This is a genomic window from Rhizobiales bacterium NRL2 (assembly GCA_001664005.1).
Classification (GTDB): Bacteria; Pseudomonadota; Alphaproteobacteria; order Minwuiales; family Minwuiaceae; genus Minwuia.
This window is the reverse complement of record CP016093.1, coordinates 291,624-318,200: the sequence shown is the minus strand read 5'-3', so window position 1 is coordinate 318,200 and position 26,577 is coordinate 291,624. Positions and strand designations below refer to the sequence as shown.

The 26,577-nt window shown below is 70.9% G+C and carries 24 protein-coding genes; 12 read left to right on the top strand and 12 right to left on the bottom strand.

What is annotated here, in order from left to right; translation table 11 throughout:
• Positions 1–4: 4 nt before the first annotated feature.
• On the bottom strand, positions 5–508 hold the full coding sequence (locus tag TEF_01400; GenBank protein ANK83205.1) for a crossover junction endodeoxyribonuclease RuvC: 504 nt from the start codon (positions 506–508) through the stop codon (positions 5–7).
• A gap of 223 nt (positions 509–731) precedes the next feature.
• Here TEF_01400 and TEF_01395 point away from each other — a divergent pair, with 223 nt between their 5' ends.
• Positions 732–1,022: an excinuclease ABC subunit C gene (locus tag TEF_01395; protein ID ANK83204.1), complete on the top strand. Its 291-nt coding sequence runs from the start codon at positions 732–734 to the stop codon at positions 1,020–1,022.
• 18 nt (positions 1,023–1,040) lie between these two features.
• Here the strand turns inward: TEF_01395 and TEF_01390 are convergent, their stop codons facing one another.
• Complete coding sequence (locus TEF_01390; protein ID ANK79596.1) at positions 1,041–1,790, bottom strand: transcriptional regulator; 750 nt, start codon at positions 1,788–1,790, stop codon at positions 1,041–1,043.
• A 79-nt stretch (positions 1,791–1,869) separates the two neighbouring features.
• Positions 1,870–2,847: a hypothetical protein gene (locus tag TEF_01385; protein ID ANK79595.1), complete on the bottom strand. Its 978-nt coding sequence runs from the start codon at positions 2,845–2,847 to the stop codon at positions 1,870–1,872.
• Between the two features lie 169 nt (positions 2,848–3,016).
• Here TEF_01385 and TEF_01380 point away from each other — a divergent pair, with 169 nt between their 5' ends.
• From TEF_01380 to TEF_01370, 3 genes are read left to right on the top strand one after another with little or no spacing between them, the layout of a single operon-like run.
• Positions 3,017–3,709 carry a hypothetical protein gene (locus TEF_01380; GenBank protein ID ANK79594.1) on the top strand — a complete coding sequence of 231 codons (693 nt, stop codon included), beginning with the start codon at positions 3,017–3,019 and terminating at the stop codon, positions 3,707–3,709.
• Positions 3,706–4,476, top strand: coding sequence for a hypothetical protein (locus TEF_01375; protein ANK79593.1), 771 nt, complete (start codon positions 3,706–3,708; stop codon positions 4,474–4,476). The genes TEF_01380 and TEF_01375 overlap by 4 nt, the downstream gene beginning before the upstream one ends.
• Before the next feature lie 25 nt (positions 4,477–4,501).
• Positions 4,502–4,891 carry a hypothetical protein gene (locus TEF_01370; GenBank protein ID ANK83203.1) on the top strand — a complete coding sequence of 130 codons (390 nt, stop codon included), beginning with the start codon at positions 4,502–4,504 and terminating at the stop codon, positions 4,889–4,891.
• Between the two features lie 246 nt (positions 4,892–5,137).
• Here TEF_01370 and TEF_01365 read toward each other — a convergent pair whose 3' ends face one another.
• The 6 genes from TEF_01365 to TEF_01340 form a co-directional block, all read right to left on the bottom strand.
• Positions 5,138–6,049: a hypothetical protein gene (locus TEF_01365; protein ID ANK79592.1), complete on the bottom strand. Its 912-nt coding sequence runs from the start codon at positions 6,047–6,049 to the stop codon at positions 5,138–5,140.
• The gene (locus tag TEF_01360; GenBank protein ID ANK83202.1) at positions 6,046–8,514 is read right to left on the bottom strand and encodes a hypothetical protein; all 2,469 of its coding nucleotides are present in this window, start codon (positions 8,512–8,514) and stop codon (positions 6,046–6,048) included. The genes TEF_01365 and TEF_01360 overlap by 4 nt, the downstream gene beginning before the upstream one ends.
• Before the next feature lie 101 nt (positions 8,515–8,615).
• On the bottom strand, positions 8,616–11,969 hold the full coding sequence (locus TEF_01355; GenBank protein ANK79591.1) for an IMP dehydrogenase: 3,354 nt from the start codon (positions 11,967–11,969) through the stop codon (positions 8,616–8,618).
• A gap of 84 nt (positions 11,970–12,053) precedes the next feature.
• Entirely contained in the window at positions 12,054–13,214 is a 1,161-nt protein-coding gene (locus TEF_01350; GenBank protein ID ANK79590.1) for a peroxiredoxin, read from the bottom strand.
• Positions 13,215–13,402: 188 nt separating this feature from the next.
• Positions 13,403–14,056 (bottom strand): transcriptional regulator, encoded by a 654-nt coding sequence (locus TEF_01345; GenBank protein ID ANK79589.1) that lies wholly within the window; start codon positions 14,054–14,056, stop codon positions 13,403–13,405.
• Positions 14,056–14,610, bottom strand: a complete 555-nt coding sequence (locus tag TEF_01340; GenBank protein ANK79588.1) for an RNA polymerase subunit sigma — start codon at positions 14,608–14,610, stop codon at positions 14,056–14,058. Before TEF_01340 ends, TEF_01345 begins: the two co-directional genes overlap by 1 nt.
• A gap of 164 nt (positions 14,611–14,774) precedes the next feature.
• Between TEF_01340 and TEF_01335 the strand changes: the two genes are divergently transcribed.
• The 3 genes from TEF_01335 to TEF_01325 are packed head-to-tail and all read left to right on the top strand — an operon-like array spanning position 14,775 to position 18,123.
• Positions 14,775–16,130, top strand: coding sequence for an NAD/FAD-binding protein (locus TEF_01335; GenBank protein ID ANK79587.1), 1,356 nt, complete (start codon positions 14,775–14,777; stop codon positions 16,128–16,130).
• Positions 16,130–16,897 carry a hypothetical protein gene (locus tag TEF_01330; protein ANK79586.1) on the top strand — a complete coding sequence of 256 codons (768 nt, stop codon included), beginning with the start codon at positions 16,130–16,132 and terminating at the stop codon, positions 16,895–16,897. Before TEF_01335 ends, TEF_01330 begins: the two co-directional genes overlap by 1 nt.
• Positions 16,894–18,123: a hypothetical protein gene (locus tag TEF_01325; GenBank protein ID ANK79585.1), complete on the top strand. Its 1,230-nt coding sequence runs from the start codon at positions 16,894–16,896 to the stop codon at positions 18,121–18,123. The genes TEF_01330 and TEF_01325 overlap by 4 nt, the downstream gene beginning before the upstream one ends.
• A gap of 253 nt (positions 18,124–18,376) precedes the next feature.
• On the opposite strand, the gene TEF_01320 is transcribed toward TEF_01325, so the two are convergent.
• Both TEF_01320 and TEF_01315 read right to left on the bottom strand, forming a co-directional pair.
• Entirely contained in the window at positions 18,377–19,996 is a 1,620-nt protein-coding gene (locus TEF_01320) for an AMP-binding protein (GenBank protein ID ANK79584.1), read from the bottom strand.
• 58 nt (positions 19,997–20,054) lie between these two features.
• Complete coding sequence (locus TEF_01315) at positions 20,055–20,294, bottom strand: hypothetical protein (GenBank protein ID ANK79583.1); 240 nt, start codon at positions 20,292–20,294, stop codon at positions 20,055–20,057.
• A 200-nt stretch (positions 20,295–20,494) separates the two neighbouring features.
• On the opposite strand from TEF_01315, the gene TEF_01310 reads away from it, so the two are divergent.
• Positions 20,495–20,836, top strand: a complete 342-nt coding sequence (locus TEF_01310; GenBank protein ANK79582.1) for a hypothetical protein — start codon at positions 20,495–20,497, stop codon at positions 20,834–20,836.
• 80 nt (positions 20,837–20,916) lie between these two features.
• Here the strand turns inward: TEF_01310 and TEF_01305 are convergent, their stop codons facing one another.
• Positions 20,917–22,005, bottom strand: a complete 1,089-nt coding sequence (locus TEF_01305) for a cobalt-precorrin-5B (C(1))-methyltransferase (protein ID ANK79581.1) — start codon at positions 22,003–22,005, stop codon at positions 20,917–20,919.
• 85 nt (positions 22,006–22,090) lie between these two features.
• Here TEF_01305 and TEF_01300 point away from each other — a divergent pair, with 85 nt between their 5' ends.
• The 4 genes from TEF_01300 (at position 22,091) to TEF_01285 (ending at position 26,492) form a co-directional block, all read left to right on the top strand.
• Positions 22,091–23,017, top strand: coding sequence for a thioredoxin (locus tag TEF_01300; protein ID ANK79580.1), 927 nt, complete (start codon positions 22,091–22,093; stop codon positions 23,015–23,017).
• Complete coding sequence (locus TEF_01295; GenBank protein ID ANK79579.1) at positions 23,014–24,027, top strand: DNA ligase-associated DEXH box helicase; 1,014 nt, start codon at positions 23,014–23,016, stop codon at positions 24,025–24,027. The genes TEF_01300 and TEF_01295 overlap by 4 nt, the downstream gene beginning before the upstream one ends.
• 101 nt (positions 24,028–24,128) lie before the next feature.
• On the top strand, positions 24,129–24,887 hold the full coding sequence (locus TEF_01290) for a hypothetical protein (protein ID ANK79578.1): 759 nt from the start codon (positions 24,129–24,131) through the stop codon (positions 24,885–24,887).
• A gap of 21 nt (positions 24,888–24,908) precedes the next feature.
• On the top strand, positions 24,909–26,492 hold the full coding sequence (locus tag TEF_01285) for an ATP-dependent DNA ligase (GenBank protein ANK79577.1): 1,584 nt from the start codon (positions 24,909–24,911) through the stop codon (positions 26,490–26,492).
• Positions 26,493–26,577: the final 85 nt, after the last annotated feature.

Genomic DNA, 26,577 nt, shown 5'->3' with positions numbered 1-26,577 from the left:
AGATTCAGCGCGGCAGCGCAGATGGCTTCGGCCCCGTTCCATGGTGGGCGTGGCAGATGGCGCAGGCCAGCGCGTCGGTGGCGTGCTCGTTGGTCAGCCGCGCGCCGGGCAGCAGCGTCTTCACCATCAGGTGGATCTGGTCCTTGTGCGCATGGCCGGTGCCGACCACGGCCTTCTTGACCGCGTTCGGGGCGTATTCGGTCACCGGCAGGCCGTTCAGCGAGGCCACCAGCAGCGAGACGCCGCGCGCCTGACCCAGCTTCAGGGTCGAGGTCGGGTTCTTGTTGACGAAGGTCTCCTCGACCGCCGCCGCGTCGGGCCGCCATTCGGCGATCACCGCCTGCAGGCCGTCATGAAGCTGCACCAGCCGCTCGGCAAGGCTGCCCTTCGGGTCGGAGGCGACCGAGCCGTCGGCCACCCAGATCAGCCGGTTGCCCTCGACATCGACCACACCCCAGCCGGTGTGGCGCAGGCCGGGATCCAGGCCGATCAGCCGCAGCCGGGTCATGCGGCCCGCGCCGCTTCGCGATTCCAGGGTCTCGGACGCCCTCTCATCCGCCATGGCTCCGGATACACCATGGCGTCCTGGGGCTTGACCCCAGGACCCAGCCCGGCGGCGCTGCGGCACTGGGCCCTTGGATCGAGTCCAAGGGCGCCAGGCATTTGCAAGCGCCGGGGGATCGGAAGGCCGGATTCCGGGACGCAGAAGGATGATGATATCGTGGCGGCCCATGGCCGGATATTTCATCTACATCCTCGCCAGCAGGCGGAACGGCACGCTCTACATCGGGTTGACCAACGATCTCCGCCGGCGGCTTGCACAACACCGCGAGGGCTGGTCCGAATTCACACGGAAATATCGCGTCCACCATCTGGTCTACTTCGAGAATCATTCGGACATTCAAGCCGCGCGGCAGCGCGAACGCACGCTGAAATACTGGCGCAGGAACTGGAAGCTCGCGCTGATCGAGAAACTCAACCCGGACTGGCGCGACCTGGAAGGCGAAATTCCCTTCGACTGACCTCCCGGCCCGGCCCATTCATCCTTCCAGCCGGGCCATGACCTCGTCGGAGACCTCGAAATTGGCGTGTACCTTCTGGACGTCGTCATTGTCGTCCAGGGCGTCGACCAGTTTCAGCAGGGTGCCGGCCTTCTCCTCGTCGACCTCGACGGTGTTCTGCGGCCGCCATTCCAGGCCCGCCCGGCTGGCCTCGCCGAAATCGGCCTCCAGCGCCTCGCGGACGTCGTTGAACGCCTCGACCACGGTGATCACCTCGAAGCCCTCCTCGCCCGCGACCACGTCGTCGGCGCCGGCCTCCACCGCGGTCTCGAACAGGGCCTCCATCTCGGCGGCGTCGGCCGGGTACTCGATCACGCCGACATGGTCGAACATGAAGGACACCGAGTTGGTCTCGCCCAGGCTGCCGCCGTGCTTGGAGAAGGCGGAGCGGACCTCGGAGGCGGTGCGGTTGCGGTTGTCGGTCAGCGCCTCGACGATCAGCGCCACGCCGCCCGGGCCGTAGCCCTCGTAGCGGATGTTTTCGAAGGTGTCGGCGGCGCCGTCGCCCGTCGCGCGCTTGATGGCGCGGTCGATGTTGTCATTGGGCATGTTTTCCTTGCGGGCGGCAGCGATGGCAGCGCGCAGGCGGGGATTGGCGTTCGGGTCGTCGCCGGATTCCTTCACCGATACGGTGATCTCCCGCGCCAGCTTGGTGAACACCTTGGCGCGCTTCGCGTCCTGCGCGCCCTTGCGGTACATGATGTTCTTGAACTGTGAATGGCCCGCCATGGCGGCCTCCGTGCTCACGATAGGTTCGGTGGAGCGCTTCTTTTCAGCCTTTTCCCGCCGCGGTCAAGCCCGCCCGCGCTCAGCGCGCGCCCGCGGTGGCGTCCAGCCAGTCCAGTGCAGCGTCGACGACCTCGTCCGTGGTTGCCGGGCTCATGATGTCGCCGGCGATGACATGATGGCTGGGACCGGCGGCGCCGGGCACGTCGATCCAGCGCTTCGGCCCGCCCCAGCGGTCGAAGACCCGCCGCGTCGCCGCCGGATCGACCACCTTGTCGTCGGGGGAGTGGAACACCAGCAGCGGCGTCCCGGCCCGGCCGTGGTCCTCCGCGGCGACGTGCTTCACCAGCGCCGCCATGGGCAGCAGCGCCACGGTCGGGTAGCGCGTCTGCCAGTGCCGCCCGACCTCCGGACTTTCCGCACCCGTGTCCCGCTCCCGCCCGAAGGCGAGCGGCAGGAGCCGGCGCGCCCAGGGCAGGGTGAGTGCGGCGGCGGCCTTCGAGCGGACGCCGAAATTGGGCGAGACGAAGATCAGCGCCCCGACGCCGGCCATGTGATCGCCCGTCACGGCGTGATGGGCGGCCGCGGTGGCGCCGGTGGAGGTGGCGATCACGATGACCTTCTCGCCGATGCGCCGGCCGACCTCCAGGGCCTCGGCGACGTCGTCCAGCCAGTCGCCGGCTTCCGCCTCCGCCATCGCCGCGCCGGTGCGGCCATGGCCGGCCAGCCGGGTATAGAACAGGTTCGCCCCCAGCGCCGCGGCGATGCGGTCGGGGACGGGACGGATCTCCGCCTTGCTGGCCGAGAAGCCATGGACGTAGACCACCGCCCATCCGGTGCGCGCCGGCGCCGCCGTGTCGCGCCAGACGATCTCCTTGGCCTGGCCCGCGAGGATGTCGCCGAAGCGCGCCTCGGACGCCGCCAGCGCCGCCGCCGGATCGGCGCCCAGGTCCGCAGGCCGGAAGCCGATGGCGGTGCGCACCCGCTCCCGCGGGCCCAGCAGGAAGGCAAGGGCCAGCAACAGAACGATGGCGAGCAGGACGTAGAGGAGCGGTTTCATTCGGGGGGTCCGGCAGGCGGGGAAAGCTGTCTGGTCAGCAGACCACGCACCGCCCGCGCCGGCAAGGCCGACAGGGCCCCGTGATCCACGCCTTGCGCCGGCGCGTAGGCTTCGCATATGCGGGATCAGATCCCCGCGCGCCGCAGGAGTATCCATCGTGCCGTCCGGAATGAAGAGACTTGCCGCCGCCCTGGTGCTCGCGCTTGCGCCGGCGGGGGCCGCGGCGGCTGCGGCGCCAGCCGATTTCGACCCGCTGAAGGCCTATGGCGAGCGCATCGTCTTCGACGTCTATCGCGGCGAGGACCGGATCGGCCGACATGTCGTCCGCTTCACGCGCGACGGCGGGAACCTGGGGGTCAGGGCGCAGTTCAATGCGGCGGTCAAGATGATCGGACTGACCGTGTTCCGCTTCGACTACCGCTCGGACGCGTCCTGGCGCGACGGCGCGCTGCTCGACCTCACGGCCAGCACCAATGACGACGGCGACCGCCGCACGGTGCGGGTCGACCGCCGGAACGGGCGGCTGGTGGTCAGCGGCCCGGACGGCGCCGAGACCACCGATCAGGGCGTCTTCCCCAGCAATCACTGGCATCCCGGCGCGGTGACCGGCTCGCGGCTGATCAACACGCTGACCGGCGACGTCGCCGAGGTGCGCATCAGCCGCGTCGGCCAGGAGCGGATCGCGACCAACGCCGGACCGGTCGAGGCCACCCGCTACCGCTTCGACGGCGATCTGCGCGACATCGACGTCTGGTACGACGGGGACGGGCGCTGGGAGAAACTGCGCTTCCGGGAGAATGGCAGCGTCATCGATTACCGCTGCGTGCAGTGCGTCAACGGCCCCCGGATGGCCAGCGAATGAGCGCCATCGTCTGGATCACGGGCGCCAGTTCGGGGCTGGGGCGGCAGGCGGCGCTGGAGTTCGCCCGCCGCGGCTACCGCGTCGCCGCCACCGCGCGCAGCGAGGACAGGCTGCAGGAACTGGCCGCGGAGGCCGATGGCCTGCTGGGCGACATCACGGCCTGGCCCGGCGACGTCACCGACGAGGCGCGCATGGCCGAGGTGATCGAGGCGGTGGAGCGCGAACTCGGCCCCATCGGCATCGCCATCCTGAACGCCGGCATCTACCGGCCCATGACGGTCGAAGACTTCGACCCGGAGGCGCTGGCGCAGACCTTCGAGGTCAACGTCATGGGCGTGGCGCGGCCGCTGCGGCCGCTGCTGGCGCGGATGACCGCGCGCGGCGCGGGCAGGATCTATCCCACCGCTTCGCTGTCGGGCTATATCGGCCTGCCCATGGCCTCCGCCTACGGGATGAGCAAGGCCGGGCTGATCAACATGGCCGAGGCGCTGCACACGGAGCTGAAGCCGAAGGGCGTGCATTTCGGCGTCATCGTGCCCGGTTTCGTCAAGACCCCGCTGACGGCGAAGAACGACTTTCCCATGCCTTTCCTGATGCCCGTCGAGAAGGCGGCGCGCGCCCTCGTCGACGGCGTGCTGGACGGCAGGTTCGAGGTCGCGTTCCCGCTCCCCTTCGTCCTGATCATGAAAGCGCTGAGGTTCCTGCCCTATGGACTCGCTCTCCCCCTCATCCGCCGGGCCACCCGCGGACGCCGCCGCCAGGCTTGACCGCTTCGCCGCCTTCTTCGAGGGCATGACCGCGGCGGATGTCGGCCGGCTCGGCGAGATCTACGCCGAGGACGTGCATTTCGCCGACCCCTTCAGCGACTTCCGCGGCCTGGAAGACCTGCGCCGGGTCTTCGCCGCCATGTTCGACGGCATGCGCGACTATGCGCTGAGCGTCGACGAGATGGGCATGATCGCCGCCGACACCGGCATGGTGCGCTGGACCATGTCGGGCTTCGTCAGGGCGCTGGGGCGCGAGCCCTGGATCGTCCACGGCGTCAGCGTGATCCGCTTCGACGCCGAAGGGCGCGTCCGCGAACATCTCGACTACTGGGACGCCGCCGGGCAGATGTACGAACGCCTGCCCGTCCTCGGCTGGGTGCTGCGCCGCATCCGCCGCCGCATCGCCCAGCATTGAGCCCTTCGGAGGATCGACCCCCTCCCGACCCGCTGACGCGGGTCACCCTCACCCTGCCAGGGGGAGGGACGGGGCGGGGGTCCGTCTTGATCGTTGCATGAAGAACAGGGCCCCCTTGGCGTCCTGAGGCTTGACCCCAGGACCCAGTCCTTCGGTTCACTGGGCCCTTGGATCAAGCCTGCCCCGGACGGCGATCCGGGGTCCAAGGGCGTCAGTGCCGAGTGGAGCATTCAGACACAGGACCCCTCACGCCACCAGGGCGCTGTCCTCGGCCGGGCCGGTCTCGGCGGGGATGACGTCGACCTCCACCTTGAGCTGGTGCTCGCCGCCGCCGGTGAGCACGCCCTTGACCGGCGCCACGTCGGCATAGGTCCGGCCCCAGGCCAGGGTGATGTGATCCTCCCCGGCGAAGCAGGCGTTGGTCGGGTCCAGGTCGATCCAGCCCGCCTCGCGCATCCAGACGCTCACCCAGGCGTGCGACTGATCGGCGCCGATCAGGCGCGCCTGGCCCTCGGGCGGCTCGGTCCTGAGATAGCCCGAGACGTAGCGCGCCGGCAGGCCGATGACGCGCAGCCCCGCGACCATCAGATGGGCGAAGTCCTGGCAGACACCGCGGCGCTTCTGCATCACCGCGCCGACGGAGGTGGTCACGTCGGTGACGCCGGGCACGTAGTCGAAATCGTCGTGGACGCGCCGCGCCAGGTCGCGGGCGGCCTCCAGCACCGGCCGGCCGGCGGGGAAGCTGGGACGGACGTAGTCGCGCAGCTGCTCCGCCACCTGGGAATGCTCGTTGCGGCCGGCGAAATCCGACAGCGCATAGGCGCGGGGATCGTTGTTGTTCATGACGTCGGCGGCGATGTCCTGCCAGGGCTCGGTCGCGCCCGCCGGCGGCAGGACGAGCGGGTCCACCGCCACCAGGCTGGAGCTCTCGACGACGAAGCGCCGGTGCGCCGTGGTCAGCTCGAAGATCGCCACCTCGTTGCCGTAGAAGTCGCGCCGCCGCGCCACCGGTCCGGCGGGCTCGGGCTCGATGACCAGCCGCGTCTCCAGCCGCTTCTGCCGCTCCGTCGAGCGCGGCGTCAGGTGCAGCATGTGATGCGACAGCAGCACCGTGTCGCCATAGGCGTAGGCGGTTCTGTGGCGGACGCGGTAGATCACAGCACGTCCTCGATGCCGGCGGCGAGACCGATGGACAATTGCCGCCCCCGGCCCTCCACATGGCTGAAATAGCGCACCACGACGGCGTCGTTCATCTCCCACAGATGGGATTGCAGGAACTCGACGAAACGCCCCAGCAGCGGTCTTTCGCCGTCTTCCAGCAGCGCGAGCTGCGCCGCATCGGCGGTCCTGACCGCGGCGAAGGCCGAGACCGCAAGGCGCTCGTCGTCGCCCACCAGCGGCCCGCGCAGTTCGGCCAGGGCCTCCACATGCCCGGTGATGCGGCGGAGCTGATGGCCCAGCGAGCGGGGATTGTCGAGGTCGGAGATCAGCAGGTCGAGGACCGTGGTGAATTCCGGGCGGTCGCGGTAGCGCCCGCGATAGGTGGTGACGCAGTCGCAGACCTCCAGCAGCGTCTCCAGCATCAGCCGCGAACCGCCGCTGGGCTGCAGCACGGTGGCGGAGAACAGCTCCAGCATCTGCAGCCCCGTCTCCAGCCGCCGGCCGAGATCGTAGAAGCGCCAGGCGTGGCCGCGGTCCATGGTCTCGTTGGTGGAGCCATTGGCCGCCTGCAGGGCGTAGACGACGTCGTCCATCCGTTCCCCCAGCAGGGTCGGGCGGCGCGGCGCGCGCCGGGTCGCGCCCAGCGCCTCGTGCACCCGCGTGACCGCCAGCCAGGTGTCGTTCGACATCACGTGACGCACGGTCTCCGCCGAATCGCGCAGCCGCGTCAGCGCGTGCAGCAGCCCGCCCTGATGATCGGGATCGAACAGCAGCCCCGAGGCGTGATCCAGCAGCCGGGCCGGCGTTGCCTTCTCCGTCTCGGGCGCGCTGAAGACGCCGGAGCCGAGCAGGCCGCGCACGACCTCCGCCTCCTCGCCCGTGGCCAGCGGCAGCAGCCGTTCGTCGACGCTGTTGACCGCGCCGCGGAAGCGCCGGGCGATGGCCGTCGCGCGCTCCAGATAGCGGCCGAACCAGTACATGCCGTCGGCGGTGCGCGACGGCAGGTTGCCGCGGCCGCGGCGGATCTCGGGCGGGCGCTCGGCGGGCTCGCTCTCCCCGCCCTCCGGGCCGACCTGACCCAGCACCCAGACGTCCTTGGCGCCGCCGCCGCGCTGCATGGAGACGACCGGGTCGTGGCGGTCGGGGGCGACGCGGACCATGCCGCCGGGCATCACCGTCCAGCCCTCGGGCGTCCAGCAGAGCAGCATACGCAGCATGATCGCCCGCGGCTCCAGCCCGTGATCGGACCAGGTGGGGGCGGTCGACAGGCGGACATATTCCTGACCGATGAAGCGTTCGGGGCGCTCGCCGATGGCGGTCTCCAGCGCCGCCAGCCGCGCGGCGTCCGCCCTGGCCCCGAAGACGGGCTCGCCCGGATCGGAAGGAAAGGCGGGCTTGACCACCAGCGAGTCCAGGCTTTCGCGCACATGGGCGCGCTCCTGCGTCTGGCCGCACCACCAGGTGGCGACCGACGGCAGACGCAGCTCCTCGTCCAGCAGGCTGCGGCACAGGCCCGGCATGAAGGGCATCAGCCCCGGCGATTCCACCACGCCCGAGCCCAGCGCGTTGACCACCGCGACCGCGCCCTCGCGGGCCGCATGGGTCAGGCCGGCGACGCCCAGCGCCGAATCGCCGCGCAGCTCCAGCGGGTCGCAGAAGGCGGTGTCGGTGCGGCGCAGGATGACGTCGACCAGGCGCAGACCCTGCAGGGTCTTCAGGAATACCTCGCCGCCGCGCACGGTCAGGTCGTCGGCCTCAACCAGCGGGCAGCCCAGCCGCCGCGCCAGATAGGCGTGTTCGAAATGCGCCTCGTTGCGCGGCCCCGGCGTCAGCACGACGATGCGCGGATCGTCCTTGCCGGGGGCGGCCGCGCCCAGACCCTCCCGCATCGCCGCGAAGAAGGCGGAGACCGGCCGCACATTGGCGCGGCGCATCAGTTCCGGGAACACCCGGCCCAGGATCGCCCGGTTCTCCAGCGCATAGCCGAAGCCCGACGGCGCCTCGGTGCGGTCCATCATGATGCGCCACTGGCCGTCCGGGGTGCGGGCGAGATCCGCGCCGTAGAGGAACAGCCGCTGGCGGTCGCCGCCGGCGGCGTCGACGGTGGGTCGGAAGAAGCCCGGATGGCCGAACACCAGCGGCGGCGGGATCAGGCCGCTGGCGAGCAGGGTCTGCGGCCCCAGCAGGTCGCGCAGGATCAGATCCAGCAGCTTGGCGCGCTGCGCCAGCGCGGCCGACAGCATGCCCCACTCGTCGGCGCGCAGCACCATGGGCACCGGATCGAGCCGCCAGCGGTCCGCCTCCGACTGGCGGCCGTGATAGACGTTGTAGGTGACGCCATGCTCGCGGAGGGTGCGCAGGCCGCGGTCCCAGCGCCGCCGCCAGTCCTCCTCCGACAGCTCCGCCATGAAGTCGGCGATCTCCCCCCAGGCCGGCCTGAGACCGCCATGGGATTCGGTCATCTCGTCATGGACGCCCGGCTCGGGCCCGTAGCCCAGGCGGAAGTCGCTGCTCCAGGGATTCCGGGGCGCCGCCCGCTCGCCGTCGCCCATGCCGGTCCTGCTCACACGTCCGATCGCATGACCGGCGCGCGCAGGTCGAGCGTGTGCGGATAACTCGGATTGTGCTCGCGCACCGGCACGCCGGCGACGCCGGGCGTGTGCCCGTGCGCGTCGAAGCGGGCCAGCCGCCGGCCCTCGGCCTCCTCGGCATTGACGGGCGTGGTCTCGTGGGAGCGGCCGCCGGGGTGGGCGACATGATAGCGGCAGCCGCCGAGCGCGCGGCCGTTCCAGCTGTCGATCAGGTCGAAGACCAGCGGCGAATGCACGCCGATCGTCGGGTGCAGGGCCGAGGACGGCTGCCAGGCGCGGAACCGCACCCCGGCGACGTACTCGCCCGCGGTCTCGGTGGCCTGCAGCGGCACGCGGCGGCCGTTGCAGGCGATGACATAGCGCTCGGGATGGGTCAGCCCGTCGATCCTGACCTGCAGGCGTTCCACCGAGCTGTCGACATAGCGCACCGTGCCACCGCCGCCCGGCTCCTCGCCCATGACGTGCCAGGGCTCCAGCGCGGTGCGGATCTCGATGTTCATGCCGCGATAGCTGACGTCGCCGCAGCGCGGGAAGCGGAACTCGAAATGCGGCGCGTACCAGTCGTCCTGCACGGGAATGCCGCTCTCGCGCATTTCCTGCAGCACGCCGCGGAAGTCCTGCCAGATGTAGTGGGGCAGCATGTAGCGGTCGCGCAGCCGGTCGCCGTGCCGCACCAGCGGCTTGGTGTAGGGATGATCCCAGAAGCGCGCGATCAGCGCCCTGAGCAGCAGTTGCTGCGCCAGGCTCATCTCCGCATGCGGCGGCATTTCGAAGGCGCGGAACTCCACCAGTCCCAGCCGCCCCGACGGCCCGTCCGGCGAGTAGAGCTTGTCGATGCAGATCTCGGCGCGATGGGTATTGCCCGTCAGGTCGATCAGCAGGTTGCGCAGGATGCGGTCGACCAGCCACAGCGGAGCGTTCTCGCCGGGACCGGGCAGTTGCGCCAGCGCGATCTCCAGTTCGTAGAGGATGTCGTCGCGGCCCTCGTCGACCCGGGGCGCCTGGCTGGTCGGGCCGATGAACAGCCCGGAGAACAGATAGGAGAGGCTCGGATGGTTCTGCCAGTAGCGGATCAGCGAGCCGAGCAGGTCGGGGCGGCGCAGGAACGGGCTGTCGGCCGGCGACTTGCCGCCGCAGACGATGTGATTGCCGCCGCCGGTACCGATATGGCGGCCGTCGACCATGAACTTCTCGGTGCCCAGCCGGGACTGGCGGGCCTCCTCGTAGAGCGCCATGGTCACGTCGCGCAGGTCGCCCCAGCTGGCCGAGGGGTGGATGTTCACCTCGATCACGCCAGGGTCCGGGGTCACCTTGATGACGTTGAGCCGCGGATCGTGGGGCGGGTCGTAGCCTTCCAGGTGGATCGGGATGTCCATCTCGGCGGCGACGTCCTCGCAGGCCGCCGCCAGCTCCAGATACTGCTCGGCCTGGCTGGTCGGCGGCATGAAGACGTTGAGCCGGCCGCCTCGCGGCTCCACGGCCAGGGCCGTGCGCACGTCCTTGCTGACCAGCCCGACGTCGCCTTCCGTCGGCTCGCGCTGGGTCGCCGGATCCGGCAGGCGCTGCGCCGACTGCGCCTCACCGGCGGGCGCAGTCTCGCCGCGGCGGAAGGGCTGGCGCTTCAGGTCCGGCTCCGGCAGCGGCCCCTCGATGGAGAACGGGTCGGCCGGGAAATAGTAGGGATAGCGGCCGGGCGGGATGTAGGGCAGCGATTCCAGCGGCAGCCGGAAGCCGACCGGCGAATCGCCGGGCAGCAGGAACAGATGCTCGCCGCGGAACGGCCAGCGGCCGGTGATCCAGGACGGACCGGCCTTGGCCTGCCAGGCCTGCAGCGGCAGGACATAGCCCACCGGATTGCCCAGGCCCTGACGCAGCACCCGGGCCAGCCGCGCGCGGTCCTGGTCCTTCTGCAGTTCCGGCGCATCGGGGTCCAGGTTCACGGGCAGGCCCTGTTCCGCCTGGACGTGCTCCAGCGGATCCTCGTAGGCCGGCATCACGTAGTCCGGGTCGACCTCCAGCCGCTCACAGAGCGAGATGATGAAGCGCTTCGCGTCCACCGGCGTCGGCTTGTAGTCCACGTCCTCGCGCGCGATCAGCCGCTCCTCGTTCCACAGCGGCCGGCCATCGCCCCGCCAGTAGAGACCGAAGGCCCAGCGCGGCAGCGGCTCGCCGGGGTACTGCTTGCCCTGGCCGAAGGTCTGCAGACCGTCCGGCGCGAAGCGCTTGCGCAGGCGCTGGATCAGATTGTAGGCGAGCTTGCGCTTGGTCGGACCCAGCGCGGCGGTGCTCCACTCCGCGCCGTCCATGTCGTCGATGGAGATGAAGGTCGGCTCGCCGCCCATGGTCAGCCGCACGTCGCCCTGCGTCAGGCGCGTCTCGACGGCCTCGCCCAGAACATCGATCGCCGCCCACTGCGCGCCCGTGTAGGGCCTGGTCACCCGCGGGCTCTCGTAGATGCGCTGGACCGACATCTCGTGGCGGAAATCGACCTCGGAGCGGCTCACATTGCCGGTGATCGGCGCGGCGCTGGTCGGCACGGCGGCGCAGGCCAGCGGAATGTGGCCCTCGCCGGCCAGCAGCCCGGAGGTGGCGTCGAGACCGATCCAGCCGGCGCCGGGCAAGTAGACCTCGGCCCAGGCGTGCAGGTCGGTGAAGTCGGCCTCCGGTCCGGTCGGGCCTTCGAGCGCCTTCTGGTCCGGCGTGAGCTGGATCAGGTAGCCCGAGGTGAAACGCGCCGCCAGGCCGCAATGGCGCAGGATCTGGACCATCAGCCAGGCCGAGTCGCGGCACGAGCCGCGGTTCTTCTCCAGCGTCTCCTCCGGCGTCTGCACGCCGGGCTCCATGCGCACGATGTAGTCGATGCGCTGTTCCAGGTCCTGGTTCACCGCCACCAGGAAGTCGACGATGTGGCGTTCCGAACGGTCGACCTTCGCGAGGTATTCCTGCAGCAGAGGCCCCGCCGGCTCCGGGTCCAGATAGGGCTCCAGTTCCTCGGCCTCCTCGCCCTCATAGGCGAAGGGGTAGGTCTCGGCATGCTCGGCGACGAAGAAGTCGAAGGGGTTGAGCACCGCCATCTCGGCGGTCAGGTCGACCTCGACGTGGAAATGGTCCACCGGATCGGGAAAGACCACGCGGGCGAGATAGTTGCCCAGCGGGTCCTGCTGCCAGTTGATGAAGTGATTCTTCGGCGAGATGTTCAGCGAATAGCCGATGATCCGCGTGCGGCAATGGCCGGCCGGCCGCAGCCGGATCACCTGCGGCGAGAGCGAGACCTTGCGGTCGTAGTCGTACAGCGTCTTGTGGTTGAGAGCCGCGTGGATCGGCATGGGTTCGCCCTGACCTCGGTCCGTGAATGTCGGCGTGTGGCGGAAGATAGGCGGGCGGCCGGGGGCCGGCAAGGCGAAGCTGCCCTACGCCTGACGCGCCCCTTCGGTTTCCGGCTCGCTCGCCGGGGTGGCGCGGTATCGGCTCTGACCGTCCTCCAGGAAGCGGCTGTTGGCCTCCCGCAGGCGCGCCGCGGCGTCGTCATAGAGGAAGGGCAGGAAGGCGTAGCGCCGGCCCCGCGTCACCGTCGAGACCCGGTGCAGCAGGGAGCACGAGAACACCAGCGCCCCGCCCGCCGGCGGCCGGAAGCCGCGCGGGCCGTATTCGGGAAAGCCGACCTCGCCGCCCTCGAACCCGTCATTCAGGTTGACCGAGACGGCGAAACGCCGGTGCGCCGTCCCCCGGGTCGTGTTGTCGCGGTGGGCGCGGAAATGTCCGCCCTCCTCGGCGTCGTAGCAGGCGACGATGTAGCGCTCCATCCGCGTCACCTCGAACTGGTGGATCTTGCGGATTTCTGGCACCACGCGGCGCGCGATCCGCGCCCGGGCCTGCTGGATCACGGCCTCGTCCTCGATCACGTGGTCGCGGCGGCGCTTGTGGGCGTTGTCGTAGGTGGCGACGGTGCGGCCGTCGCGTTCGCGCATGAAGCCCGATTCCTCGCCGCCATGCTCCTCGTAGAGGCCGATGAGCTTCGCGCAGAAAGCCGGTTCGAAGACGTTGGGCAGCACCAGCACCGGCGCCATCAGCTCCACGCCGGCATGGCGCGACGGCGGCGGCAGGCCGTCGAGAAAGGCCAGCAGTTCGGCGATGTCGCCCCGGTCGCCGCGGAAGGGCAGCACCTTCAGCACCCTCAGCGTCGGGTCGAGGACGACCCAGCGCCGGCGCACCACAGGGGCCGTGTCCGCCGCCGGCTCCTTCGGCAACGCGCCGTAGAGACGGCCGATCAGGCCGTCGAAATCCCAGAGAAAGCGATAGCCCGGATAGCTCTCGGCCACGCGCCGGCCCCGCTCGTCGGCCGGGTCGGCGCTGACGCCGAAGAAGGAGGCCATGGTGTCGTCGAACAGGTCGGGGCGGGCGCGGACCCCGGCAATGGCGGCCTTCGCATGGTCGTCGCCGGCGGAGGCGAAGAAGCACAGCACGATGTAGCGGCCCGCCGCCGTGTCGAAGGCGTAGCGCGGGTTGGCGAAGGAGCGCTGATGGAACCAGGGCGCGGGATCGCCGGTCATCAGATTGGCGTAGCCGGTCATGGGCTCGGGGTTCCCAAAGCGCCCCGAAATCAGAGAGCGCCGTTCCCGTTTACCCCGAAATCAGCGCCGCACAACAGAAATCGGCACTGCGCCGGCCCGGAGCGTTCCACTGTTCGATTGAACCACCCAATGTTGTTGCCCTCGGACTTGACCCGAGGACTTCAACGGTTTCGATCTCCGCGGCCGGATCAGATGCGCACGAAGGGCTGCATCAGCCGGGGCACCCAGCCCTCGAAGCGGAGCGGGGCGTCGGTGGCGATGATGCAGATGCAGTCCTCGCCGGTGTCGGAGACCGGCTGGTGATCCACCTCGCCGTCCAGGTCGGCGATGTCGCCGGCCTGGAAGCGGCCGAGCTCGTCGGTGTAGGAGCCGGAGACGATCAGGGTCATCTCGTGGCCCCGGTGCGTATGGCGCGGCACCGAGCGGCCCGGCGCGATCTTCAGCAGCTTCAGCCCTTCCGGGTCGCGGCCCGTCTCGCCCAGGCGGGCCTGGCGGATGCCGGGCCCGACGGTGCGCCAGCGGATGTCCGAAAGCCGTTCGGGCAGGAGCTGGCCCAGCGGCGCGGCCACGCCGTGGCGGCCGGCCCGCGGCGCCGGTTCGGCGGTCTCGGTCCCCGCGCCGGCGATGCGGGCCAGCACCGCGTCCAGCGCATCGTCGCGCAGGGCGGCGGGCTCGGCAGAGTCCAGCAGCTCGCCGCCGATGCCCTCGGCCAGGCGGCTGCGCCCGCGGCAGCGCGGGCAGACGGCCAGATGGCTGGCGACGATGGCCGACAGGGCCTCGTCCAGATGGCCGGCGGCGTAGGCGATCAGGGTCGTCTCGGCCGGATGGTGTCGGATCGACATCACGAATCCTCTCCCACGGAATCACGCACCTTGCGGAAAGCGAGCCGCAGCCTCGATTTCACGGTGCCGAGCGGCAGGTCCAGCCGTTCGGCGATGGCGGAATGGGGTAGCTCCTCGAAGAAGGACAGCATCACGATCTGCGCCTGCTCCGGCGGCAGTTCGGAAATCGCCTGGCGGATGCGCCGTTCGTCCTGCTTGCGGGTCACCGTCTCGATGCCGCTCTCCGGCGGGTCGGGCACGAACATGGGATCGTTCGGGTCCGGCTCCGGGCGGTTGCGGCGGCGGATCAGGTCGATGCGCTTGTTGCGGGCGATGGTGAAGATCCAGGTGCTGGCGCCGGCCTTCACCGGATCGAACAGATGCGCCTTGGTCCAGACGGTCACCATGGTTTCCTGCACCACTTCCTCGGCCAGATCCTCGGATGCGCCGGAGCGCATCATGAAACCCTTGATGCGCGGACCGAAATGGCCGAACAGGTCGGCAAAGCTCAGCCGGCACCGCGCCTCGGCAACCCGCGCCAGGAGCGCGACGCCGTCGATCTCCGGTGCGGCCATAGCGCCTGTCGGTCCGTCGCTGCGCACTGTCGCCATTGCCCTCATGATCCCTTCTACGGCCCCGGCGGCCAGTGGATCACCGCCGGGCGGCGCTGTGATCCGCCGCCGAGAGGCAGACGTAGTGGGGCCATGATCGAAATGAAACTGTTCACGATGTCCGCCCCATGACCGCCGGCCTTCCTTTCGGCTCCCGCATCGCCGTCGTCGGCGCCGGCATCTCCGGCCTGTCGGCCGCCTGGCTGCTGGCCGGCAACTACCGGGTCACGGTCTATGACCGCGCCGAGTACGCCGGCGGCCACGCCAACACGGTCGACGTCGACGATGGCGGCAGCGCCGTGCCTGTCGATACCGGCTTCATCGTCTACAACGACCGCAACTACCCCAATCTCTGCGCCCTGTTCGACATGCTCCGGGTCGACACCGCGCCGTCGGACATGTCCTTCTCGGTTTCCGCCGAGGGCGGGCGCTTCGAATATGGCGCCGCCCGGCCCTCCATGCTGTTCGCCCAGACGTCCAATCTCGCCAGCCCGCGCTTCTACCGCATGCTGCGCGACATCGGCCGCTTCCATCGCGCCGGCAGGGCCCATCTCGCCGGCGGCGGCGAGGCCACGCTGGGCCAGTTCCTGGACCGCCACGGCTTCGGCCCGGAACTGGTCAGCCGGCACGTGCTGCCCATGGGCGCGGCGATCTGGTCGACGCCGGCGGCGCGGATGCTGGACTTCCCGGCCGCCGCCTTCTTCCGCTTCATGGACAATCACGGCCTGCTGGGCCTGGCCGACCGGCCGCGCTGGCGCACCGTCCGCGGCGGCAGCCGGGCCTATGTCGAGGCGCTGACCGAAGGATTCCGCGATCGCGTGCGTCTGAACACCGGCGTCGAGGCCATCACCCGCACGCCAGAGGGCGTGCGCGTCGAGGACCGCCAGGACGGCGTCGAGATCCACGACGCGGTGATCATGGCCTGCCACGCCGACGAGGCGCTGGGCCTGATCAAGGATGCCGACGGCGCCGAACGCCGCGTCCTCGGCGGCTTCCGCTACCAGCGCAACCTGGCGGTGCTGCACAGCGACCCGGCCTTCATGCCGCGGCGGCGGCGGGCCTGGGCGAGTTGGAACTACCTGCTGGGCGAGGACGCGGACAACCGCGCGCCCTCGGTGACCTACTGGATGAACCGCCTGCAGCCGCTGGCGACGCGGCGCGAGCTGTTCGTCACCCTCAACCCTGCGGACCAGCCGGCAGACGGGACGGTGCTGCGCAGTTTCCCCTATGATCATCCCGTGTTCGACGGAGAAGCGGCGGCGATGCAGAAGATGGTCTGGAACATCCAGGGCGCGCGGGGCCTGTGGTTCTGCGGCGCGCATCTGGGTTACGGCTTCCACGAAGACGGCATCCAGTCCGGCCTCGCCGTGGCCGAGGGACTGAGCGGACTGAGGCGGCCCTGGCGGGTCGACGACGAATCCGGCCGGCTGCAGATTCCGGCCGGCTGGCCCGAACTGCTGGCCGCCAGGCGGCGGGCCGCCTGATGGCCGATGCCGGCGCCATATATGAAGGCCGCGTGGTCCACCAGCGTCTGAGACCGCGCCGCCATCGGCTGTCCTACCGCGTCTTCACCCTGCTGGCGGACATCGACCGGCTGGACGAACTCGACCGGGATCTCAGGCTGTTCGCCCATGACCGGGCGGGTCTGATGTCGATCCGGAGCCGCGATCACGGACCGAAGGAGCGCGAGGGCACATTGCGCCAATGGATCGACCGGGCCGTCGCCGGGATCGGCGTCGAGCGCCCGGCCAGGGTCGAGATGCTCTGCTATCCGCGGCTGATGGGCTACGTCTTCAATCCGCTGACGGTCTATTTCTGCCGCGACAGCCGGGACGCGGTGACGGCCACGGTCTACGAGGTGCACAACACCTTCGGCGAACGCCACGCCTATGTCCTGCCCGTGGATGGCGCACGCGAAGGCGCCCTGATCCGCCAGCGCGCCGACAAGGACTTTCTCGTCTCCCCCTTCCTGACCATGGAAGGCCAGTACCGCTTCCAGGTCCGTCCGCCCGGCGAGGACGTCGCCGTGGTGATCCGCCATTCCGATGCCGACGGACCCGTGCTGGGCGCGGCCTTCACCGGCCGCCGCCGGCCATTGACCGACCGGGCGCTGCTCGGCGCGGCGCTGCGTCATCCGCTGATGACCTACAAGGTGATCGGCGGTATTCACTGGGAGGCGGCGCGGCTCTGGCTGAAGGGCGTTCCCTTCATCGGCCGCAATGGCGGCGCGGCGGGAACCGTTCGGGGATGACGATGGACCTGGATCTCGGGAACGCCGGCCGCCGCGAGGGCGCGGGGCTGGCGGGACGGCTCTGGCCGCGGCTGCTGGCCGGGCTGCTGGCGCGCATGGAGTGCGGCCGCATCCGCGTGACCCTGCCCGACGGGCGGGTGCTGGAAGGCGGCGCCGGCGGCGAGACGGCGGAGGTCGCGATCCGCGACTGGCGGGCGCTGAGACGGCTGGCGCTCGGCGGCGAGATCGGCGTCGCCCGGTCCTTTCTGGATGGCGAATGGACGACGCCGGACCTGCTGGCGGTGTTCCGGGTGATCCAGGCCAACCGCACGGCGCTGCACGACGCGCTGCAGGGCTCGGCCCTGTCGCGGGTGGTCAACCTGCTGGCCCACCGCCGTCGCCGCAACAGCCGCCGCGGCAGCCGGCGCAACATCGCCGAGCACTATGATCTGGGCAACGACTTCTACGCCCGCTGGCTCGACCCCTCGATGACCTATTCCGCCGCCCTCTACGCCGACGGCGCCAACAGTCTGGAGCGCGCGCAGGAAGCCAAGTACCGCGCCATCGCCGAGCTGGCGGAGCTCCGGCCCGGCTGCCGGGTGCTCGAGATCGGCTGCGGCTGGGGCGGCTTCGCGGCGTTCGCCGCGCGCGAATACGGCGCCACCGTCGAGGGCGTCACCCTCTCCACCGAGCAGCTCGAATGGGCCAGGCGGCGCGCGGCCGAGGGCGGCTTCGCCGACCGCGCCAGCTTCCACCTCACCGATTACCGCGAGACCGCGGGCGCCTATGACCGCGTGGTCTCCATCGAGATGTTCGAGGCCGTGGGCGAGGAACACTGGCCGGCCTTCTTCCACACCGTCCGCGAACGGCTGAAGCCCGGCGGGCGGGCCGTGGTGCAGTCCATCACCATCGACGAGGCGGCCTTCGAGAGCTACCGCCGCCGCGCCGACTTCATCCAGCGCTTCGTCTTTCCCGGCGGCATGCTGCCCAGCGCCGAGCGTCTGGTGCGCGCGGCGGGCGCGGCGGGGCTGGAGGCCCGGGCCGAACGCTTCTTCGGCCAGTGCTACGCGCGGACGCTGCTGGACTGGCGCGAACGCTTCCACGGCGCCTGGGGGGACATCCAGGCCATGCCGGGCTTCGATCAGCGTTTCCGGCGGCTCTGGGACTATTACCTGGCCTACTGCGCCGCAGGCTTCCAGCACGGCGTCATCGACGTCGGCCATTTCCGCCTGACGAAGCCGGGCTGAGCTCCTGGTGCAGGCGGGCCGGGGATGGCCGGGCCGGCCAGCCCGCCGTCTCCAGGATCCGGAAGGTACGCGAGTCGTCATGCCCGCCTCGTGCGGGCATCCGGTCAATTCATGGACAGGCGGCGAAGCCGCTCCGGACCCCCGCACAGAGGCGGGGGTGACACGCTGTGAGGGGGGCGGTTTCAAGGTCACCCCCACCCCGGCCCTCCCCCATTGAGGGGGAGGGAGAACACCACCAGACCCTGCCCCCGCTCTATTCCTTCCTGAGCAGGAAGCGCTGGATCTTGCCCGACGGCGTCTTGGGCAGGCTGTCGGGGAAGGCGACCTCGCGCGGATAGGCGTGCTTGCCGAGGCGCTGGCGGACGTGCTGGCGCAGTTCCTCGGCCAGCGCGTCGGTGCCGTCATGGCCCGCGGTCAGGATGACGAAGGCCTTGACGATCTCGCCGCGCTCCGGGTCCGGCTTGCCGACCACCGCCGACTCGGCCACCGCCGGGTGCTCCAGCAGGGCGCTTTCGACGTCGAAGGGGCCGATGCGGTAACCGGCCGAGGTGATGACGTCGTCGGAGCGGCCGACGAAGCTGATGGTGCCGTCCTGGTTCTCCTCCACCGTGTCGCCGGTGAGGTAGTAATCGCCGACCCAGTCCTGCCCCTCGCGGCCCAGATAGCCCTCGAAGAACATGTAGGGCGATCGCTTCAGGTCCACCGCCAGGATGCCATGCCGCCCCTTTTCGACCGGGCGGCCTTCGTCGTCGACCACGGCCAGCGCGAAGCCCGGCATGGGCAACCCGGCGGCGCCCGGATGGACATCATGGCCGAGCCCGTGATGGTTCATCAGCACCATGGCGCATTCGGTCTGACCGTACTGGTCGAACAGGTGGCTGCCGACATTGGCCTCCCACCAGCGCATCAGTTCGGGGTTGAGCGGCTCCCCGGCGCTGGAGGCGACGCGGATCTGCCCCTTCATCGTCGCCAGCGCCTCGCCGCCGCCGGCGGCGATCATGCGGTAGGCGGTGGGCGCGCCGGTGAAGTTGGTGACGCCCAGCTTCTTCACGATGCGCACGGTGCTGTCGACGCTGAACGGGCCGTCGTGCAGCGTCGTCTGGTGACCCAGCAGCAGCGGCCCGGTGACGGCGTAGTAGAGGCCGTAGGCCCAGCCCGGATCGGCGATGTTCCAGAACACGTCGTCGGGCAGCAGCTCCAGGCCGAACTTCATGTAGGCGGCGAAGGCGGGCAGCGCCGAAAGCGGCACCTTCACCCCCTTGGGCAGGCCCGTCGTGCCCGACGTCGCCATCAGCAGCATGCCGTCGGAACCCTTGCGCATCACCGGCTCGAAGCGGGCCGGCTCGGCGTCGGCGGCGGCGTTGAAGTCCACGTCCCCGCCATGGCCGCCGATGGTCATGATGACGGGGCGTTCCTCGACCTCGTCCAGCTTGGGCCGGTTCTCCGGGTCGGTGACCACGACCTTCGCGCCGCTCGTCTTCAGGCGGTGATCGATCGCCTTCGGCCCGAAGGCGGTGAACAGCGGCTGGTAGACCGCGCCCGCGCGCCAGACGCCGAGCACCAGCGCCACCAGTTCGGGAATGCGCGGCAGCAGGCCGGAAACCCGGTCGCCGGGGCCGACGCCGTGCTTCGCCAGCAGGCTCGCCACCTGCGCCGAGCGGTCCCGCAGTTCCTCGAAGGTGATGGCGCGGCTGGTCCCGTCCGCGCCCTCGTAGTTCACCGCCACCCGGCCGGATCCGGCGTGCCGGTCGCAGCACTCGACGCAGGCGTTGAGCGCGGTCATGTCGCCGGCCAGCTCCCGCACCAGGCTGTCGGGATCGAAGTTGGCCATGAAGTCGTGATAGTCCGGCCGCCCGGCCCCGCCCGCGTTCATGCTGTCCTCCCCGGTGACATCGTCCGTTGCCGGAGAGTGCGGCGAGGGGGCGGGAGCGTCAATCGCCCGCGCGGGCGAGCGCCCAGCGGATGGCGTCTTCCGGGGATTCCACGATCTCGCCGGAAGGCCGGGGCGGGCGGCCGATCACGATAACCGCGATCCCGAGCGCGTGCGCCGCATCCAGCTTGGCCCGCCCGGCGCCGCCGCCGGAATTGCGGCAGACCAGATGCGTGATGCGGTGGTTGCGCAGCAGCGCCGTCTCGTCCGCCACGGTGCCGGGGACGCCCCGGATGAACACAAAGGGCACGACGTCTTTCTCCCTCCCTCCGTCGCCATTCCTCCCCCCTGGTGGGGGAGGTCGGCGCGCAGCGCCGGGTGGGGGGAAACACCACCGGCGCCGGGTCTCTCACCCCCACCCCGGCCCTCCCCCATCAAGGGGGAGGGGAAAACGGCGGAAGACGCCGTGCTTTCCGGCGCATCCACGCTGCGCACGAGCATGTGCGCCGGGTGGCCGCGGAAGGCGTCGAGATGGCGCGCGCCCAGCGCCAGGAAGGCGCGGGCGTCCGCCGGGAGCGCCCGGGCCGCCGCCGCCAGATCGGGGACCAGGGTCCAGCGCTCGTCCGGGCCGGGCCGCCAGGGCGGGCGGATGACATGGAGCACCGGCGCCGTCTGCGCCGCCGCATTCGCCTTCATCCGCGCGGCGAAAGGGTGCGTCGCGTCGATCAGCAGGTCGATCGCTTCGGCCTCGATGAACCGCCGCAGCCCCTCGGCCCCGCCGAAGCCGCCCGTCCGGGTGGCGACACCGAGATCGGCCGGCCGCGCCGTCGCGCCGGCCAGTGAGGCGGTGACCGCGAAGCGATGTTTCAGCGCCGCCGCGATTTCCCGCGCCTCCCCCGTGCCGGCCAGCAACAAGAGCCGCTTCATGCGTCTGCATCTTCCGCCAGCGCGGCGATCCCGCCCTGTCGGTCGACGATCATCACGCCGACCCGGACCCCTCTGCCCGCCAGCATTTCCGCCGCGCGCGCCCGTCCCGTCTCCGCCACCGGCCCGGCCAGATCGAAGCCGCCATCGCGGCAGAGGTCCAGCGCCTGCTTGGCCGTGTTGGCCGCGGCGACCTTCGCCCGCAGCGCCTCCGGCAGGCCCGGCGTCGCCGCAAGCTGGGCGAAATCCACCTGGCTGCGGCCGGAATGCAGGTCGTTGGCCCCTTGCGCGAATTTCAGCAGCTTGGCGAAACCGCCGGCGATGGTGAGCCGCGGCACGGGATGGGCCTTCAGGTATTTCAGCGTGCCGCCGATGAAGTCGCCCATGTCGAGGACATGGCTTTCGTCCAGGCCGTAGCGGGCGCGGACCGCCGCTTCCGAGGTCGAGCCCGTGGCCGCGGCGACGTGCGCGAAGCCGTTTGCCACCGCGACGTCGACGCCGCGGTGGATGGAGGCGATCCACGCGGCGCAGGAAAACGGCTTGACGATGCCCGTGGTGCCGAGGATGGAGAGCCCGCCCTCGATGCCCAGCCGGCCGTTCCAGGTGCGCTCGGCCAGTTTTTCCCCGCCGGGGATGGAAATCTCGATCTCCGCGTCGCCCGCCGCGCCAAGGGCGCTCGCCGTCTCGAAGATGGCGGCCCGCATCATGTCGCGCGGCACGGGGTTGATCGCCGGCTCCCCGGGCGGCAGCGGCAGGCCCGGCTTCGTGATCGTGCCGACGCCCTCGCCGGCGCGGAAGCGGACGCCCGAACCGGCCGGCAGGCGGCGCACCGTCGCGATCACCAGTGCGCCGTGGGTGACGTCCGGGTCGTCGCCGGCGTCCTTGATCACCCCGGCGCTGGCGGCCCCTTCGGCAAGTCCCTGCAAGGCCAGCGCGAAGGCGGGCGTCTGCCCCTTCGGCAGGGTGATGGTCACGGGATCGGGGAAACGCCCGGTCAGCAGCGCGGTGAAGGCCGCCTTGGCCGCGGCGGTCGCGCAGGCGCCGGTGGTCCAGCCGGACCTCAGCCGTCCCGTCCTTTCCTCCGCCATGGCCGCGCGCGCCCCCCCCGATTGCCCTGAAGCTCCGGACGTTCTACATCACGGGACACGACATGAACCACGGGGATCGAAGCAGATGGAAACGATAATTGGCGGCGCCGACAGCGGCGCGGCACCCGCGGCCGGCGATCTGATCAAGGACACCGATACCCGCAATTTCATGGCCGACGTGATCGAGGCGTCGCGCGAACAGCCGGTGCTGGTCGACTTCTGGGCCCCCTGGTGCGGCCCCTGCAAGCAGCTCACGCCCATCCTGGAGAAGGTGGTCCAGCAGGCCGGCGGCAAGGTCAAACTGGTGAAGATCAACGTCGACGAGAACCAGCAGATCGCCCAGCAGATGCGCATCCAGTCGATCCCGGCGGTGTTCGCGTTCCAGGACGGCCAGCCGGTGGACGGCTTCATGGGCGCCCTGCCGGAGAGCCAGATCCGGGAGTTCATCGACCGCATCGCCGGCGGCATCGGCCCGAGCCCCGCCGAACAGCTCATCGAAGCGGCCAACGCCGCGCGCGAGGAAGGCGACTTCGCCACCGCGGCGCGCGCCTATGCGCAGCTGCTGCAGGAGCAGCCGGAAAGCCCCGAGGGCTTCGCCGGGCTGATCCGCTGCTATGTCGAGCTGGGCGAACTGGACGCCGCCCAGGAGGTGCTGGACCAGGTGCCGGTGGCGATCTCCCTCCATGGCGAGATCTCCGGCGCCAAGGCGGCGCTGGATCTGGCGCGCAATACCGGCGACCCGGCGGGATCGGAGGAAGTCGACAGGCTGCAGGCCGAACTGGACGGGAAGCCGTCCGACTCGCAGGTACGCTACGACCTGGCCGAGGCGCTGCTGTCGGCCGGCCGGCGCGAGGAAGCGGTCGAGCACCTGCTGCACATCTTCGAGCACGACCGCGAGTGGAACGAGGACGCCGCGCGCAAGAAGCTGGTGCAGCTGTTCGAGGCCTGGGGTCCGAAGGATCCGCTGACCCGTCCGACCCGCCGCCGGCTGTCGGCGCTGCTGCTCAGTTGAGCCGCCGCCGGTCCTGGCTGGAGCCGCGCCCCGCGGGACTCTACTGCCATGCCGGCGACTTCTACATCGACCCCGTCCGCCCCGTGGACCGGGCCGTGGTCACCCACGGCCATGCCGACCATGCCCGTCCCGGCAACGGGGCGGTGCTGGCGACGCCGGAGACGCTGGCCATCGCCGAGGCGCGCTACGGCGAGCGCGCCGGCCGCAGCCTGCAGCCGCTCCGCCTCGGCGAGACGCTGACCATCGGCGACGCCACGCTCCGCCTCGCCCCGGCGGGCCATGTGCTGGGCAGCGCCCAGGCGGTGATCGAGCACGGCGGCGAGCGCATCGTCGTCTCCGGCGACTACAAGCGCCGCCGCGATCCCACCTGCGAAGCCTTCGAGGTCGTGCCCTGCGACGTCTTCGTCACCGAGGCGACCTTCGGCCTGCCGGTCTTCCGCCATCCGCCCGACGCGGACGAGATCGCGAAGCTGCTGGCCTCCATACAACGCTTCCCCGAGCGCACGCACCTGCTGGGCGTCTACGCGCTCGGCAAGTGCCAGCGGGTCATCCGCCTGATCCGGGAAGCGGGCTTCGACCAGACCATCCATCTGCACGGCGCGCTGCAGAACCTCTGCAAGCTCTACGAACGCTTCGGTATCGACATGGGCCCGACCGCGCCCGTCGCCGGCCTGCCGCGTTCGGCGCTCAGGGGCAAGCTGGTGCTCTGCCCGCCCTCGGCCATCGCCGACCGCTGGTCGCGGCGCATGGCGGACCCGGTGACCGCGGTCGCCTCGGGCTGGATGCGGGTCCGCGCCCGCGCCAGGCAACGCGGCGCGGAGCTGCCGCTGATCATCTCCGACCATGCCGACTGGGACGAACTGACCCGCACCATCGAAGAGGTCGAAGCCCCAGAGATCTGGGTCACGCATGGCCGGGAGGACGCGCTGGTCCATTACGCCCGCTCCATCGGCCGCGACGCCCGCGCGCTGCATCTCGTCGGCCGCGAGGAGGACGAGGAAGCCGCCTGAACCGCGCCCGGCCCCGGGGACCGGGGGGCTTGCGGGGTGACAGGCCGGCGGCGATCGCCCACATTCGAACGGAGTTCCCAGGCCGACACAGGAGAGACGCCGTGACCGCCGAACCCGCCCGCCGTCCGTTCCGGCTGCCCGCCCTGCTCGCGGCCGGCCTTGTCGCCACGGGGCTTGCCGCCGGCGCCGCGGCGCAGGAAGGCGAGCGCCCGCCCGAGCTCGAGGGCGCGGAGATCGCCCTCTACGACCGCTGGTACGATCCCGTCTGCGTCGGTTCGGTGGCGCTGTTCCAGGAGCACGAGCCGATCCGGCCGGGCGACGTGAAGCGGGTCTACGAGGACGCGCTCCGGTCCGCCGCCCCGAACCTGCCTGAGATCGAGTTCGCGCCGGGCTGCCAGCCCGAAATGCTGCTGTTCTTCACCGATCATCCGGAGTTCCTGCTGCGCCACCCGGACTGGCGGCCGTTCTTCGAGCGCGTCTGGGCGAGCGCGTCGGGCGGGCGCAGCGCCGAGGATTTCGTGGCCTCATGGACGGAAACCGTGGAATCGGGGCAGCTCGTCGACCAGCGCCGCTCCGTCGGCCTGGGCCCCGGCGACCGCCCGACGCGCACGGAAACGGTGTTCTACATCTCGATCGACAATCCCTACGCCATCGAGGGCGTGCGGCCCGAGGCCAAGATCGCCATCGCCCTGGCGTCGGCATTCCTGCACGTCGAGTTCACGGCCCAACCGCCGGGGGACTCGCTCTACGCCACCGACCCGATGAAGCGCAACGAGGCGGCGACGGCCATCGCGCGAACGGGCCGGCTAACCGGGACCGACGCGGCGCTGTTCGACTGGCTCTACGCGGGCGGGCGCTGACGCCGCACGGGCGCCGGGGACATGGAAGCCTTCGCCGAACTGCTCGACCGGCTGAGCCATGTCGGCGCGCGCAACGTCAAGCTGCGGCTGATCGCGGACTACATGCGCCGCACGCCCGACCCGGACCGGGGCGTGGCGCTGGCCGCCCTGGCCGGGGAGCTGAACCTGAAGACGGTCAAGCCGGCGCTGGTGCGCGAACTGGCCGGCGCGCGCACCGACCCGGAGCTGTTCCGCCTGTCCTACGACTATGTCGGCGACCTGGCCGAGACGGTGGCGCTGATCTGGCCCGAAGCGGATGTCCGGCCCAACGCCGCGCCGGGCCTGGCCGAGACCGTCGAACGGCTGGAGGCCGCGGCGCGGAAGGACGCGCCGGCGCTGGTCGCCGACCTGCTGGACCGCCTCGACGCCAATGGCCGCTGGGCGCTGCTGAAGCTGATCACCGGCGGGCTCCGCGTCGGCGTGTCGGCGCGGCTGGCGCGGACGGCGCTGGCCGAGCTGGGCGCGCCGGACACGGCCGAGATCGAGGAGGTCTGGCACGCGCTGGCGCCGCCCTACGGCCCGCTGTTCGACTGGATCGAGGGCCGCGCGCCCAAGCCCGACCTCTCCGGAGCGGTGGTCTTCCGCCCGTTGATGCTGTCGCATGCGCTCGACGACGCCGAGCGCCCGAGGCTCGACCCGGCCGATTTCCGGGCCGAATGGAAATGGGATGGCATCCGCGTCCAGCTCGCGCTGCGCGGCGGCGAGCGGCGGCTGTTCTCGCGCACCGGCGACGACATCTCCGCCGCCTTCCCCGACCTGCTGGAGAGCCTGGAAGGCGAGGGCGTGCTCGACGGGGAATTGCTGGTCATGCGCGAGGGCGCCCTCGGGCGCTTCAACGAACTGCAGCAGCGCCTCAACCGCAAGACGGTGACGAAGAAGCTGATGGCCGACTTCCCCGCGGGCGTCCGGCTCTACGACATCCTGTTCGACGGCGCGGTGGATCTGCGCGGCCTCGGCTTCGACGACCGGCGCACGCGCCTGGAGGCCTGGGCGCGGGCCAGGCCGCATCCGCGCCTCGACCTCTCGCCGCTCGTGCCCTTCCGCGACCTGGACGAACTGGAGGCCCGGCGCATGGACCCGCCGCATCCGGCGATCGAGGGCGTGATGCTGAAACGCGCCGACAGCCCCTACCGCGCCGGCCGGCCGAAAGGCCTCTGGTACAAGTGGAAGCGCGATCCGATGACCGTGGACTGCGTCCTGCTCTACGCCCAGCGCGGCCACGGCAAGCGCTCCTCGCTCTACTCCGACTTCACCTTCGGCGCCTGGCGCGGCGGCGCGACGGGCGCGGAGCTGGTGCCCGTGGGCAAGGCCTATTTCGGCTTCACCGACGCGGAGCTGGCCGAGCTCGACCGCTTCGTCCGCAACCACACGGTGGAGCGCTACGGCCCGGTCCGCGCCGTCGAGGCGAAGCTGGTGCTGGAGATCGCCTTCGACGGCATCCACCGCTCGAAGCGCCACAAGTCCGGCGTCGCCATGCGCTTCCCGCGCATCGCCCGCATCCGCTGGGACAAGCCGGCGGCGGAGGCCGACCGCCTGGAGACGCTGGAGGCGCTGATCGGGGAGTGAGTTTCCCTTGTTGTCCTGCCGGCCGCCGAAGGCGCGCGGGCATCGGGTGACGGAAGGACGTCGGCGTTCGGCTTCGCCCGGTCCC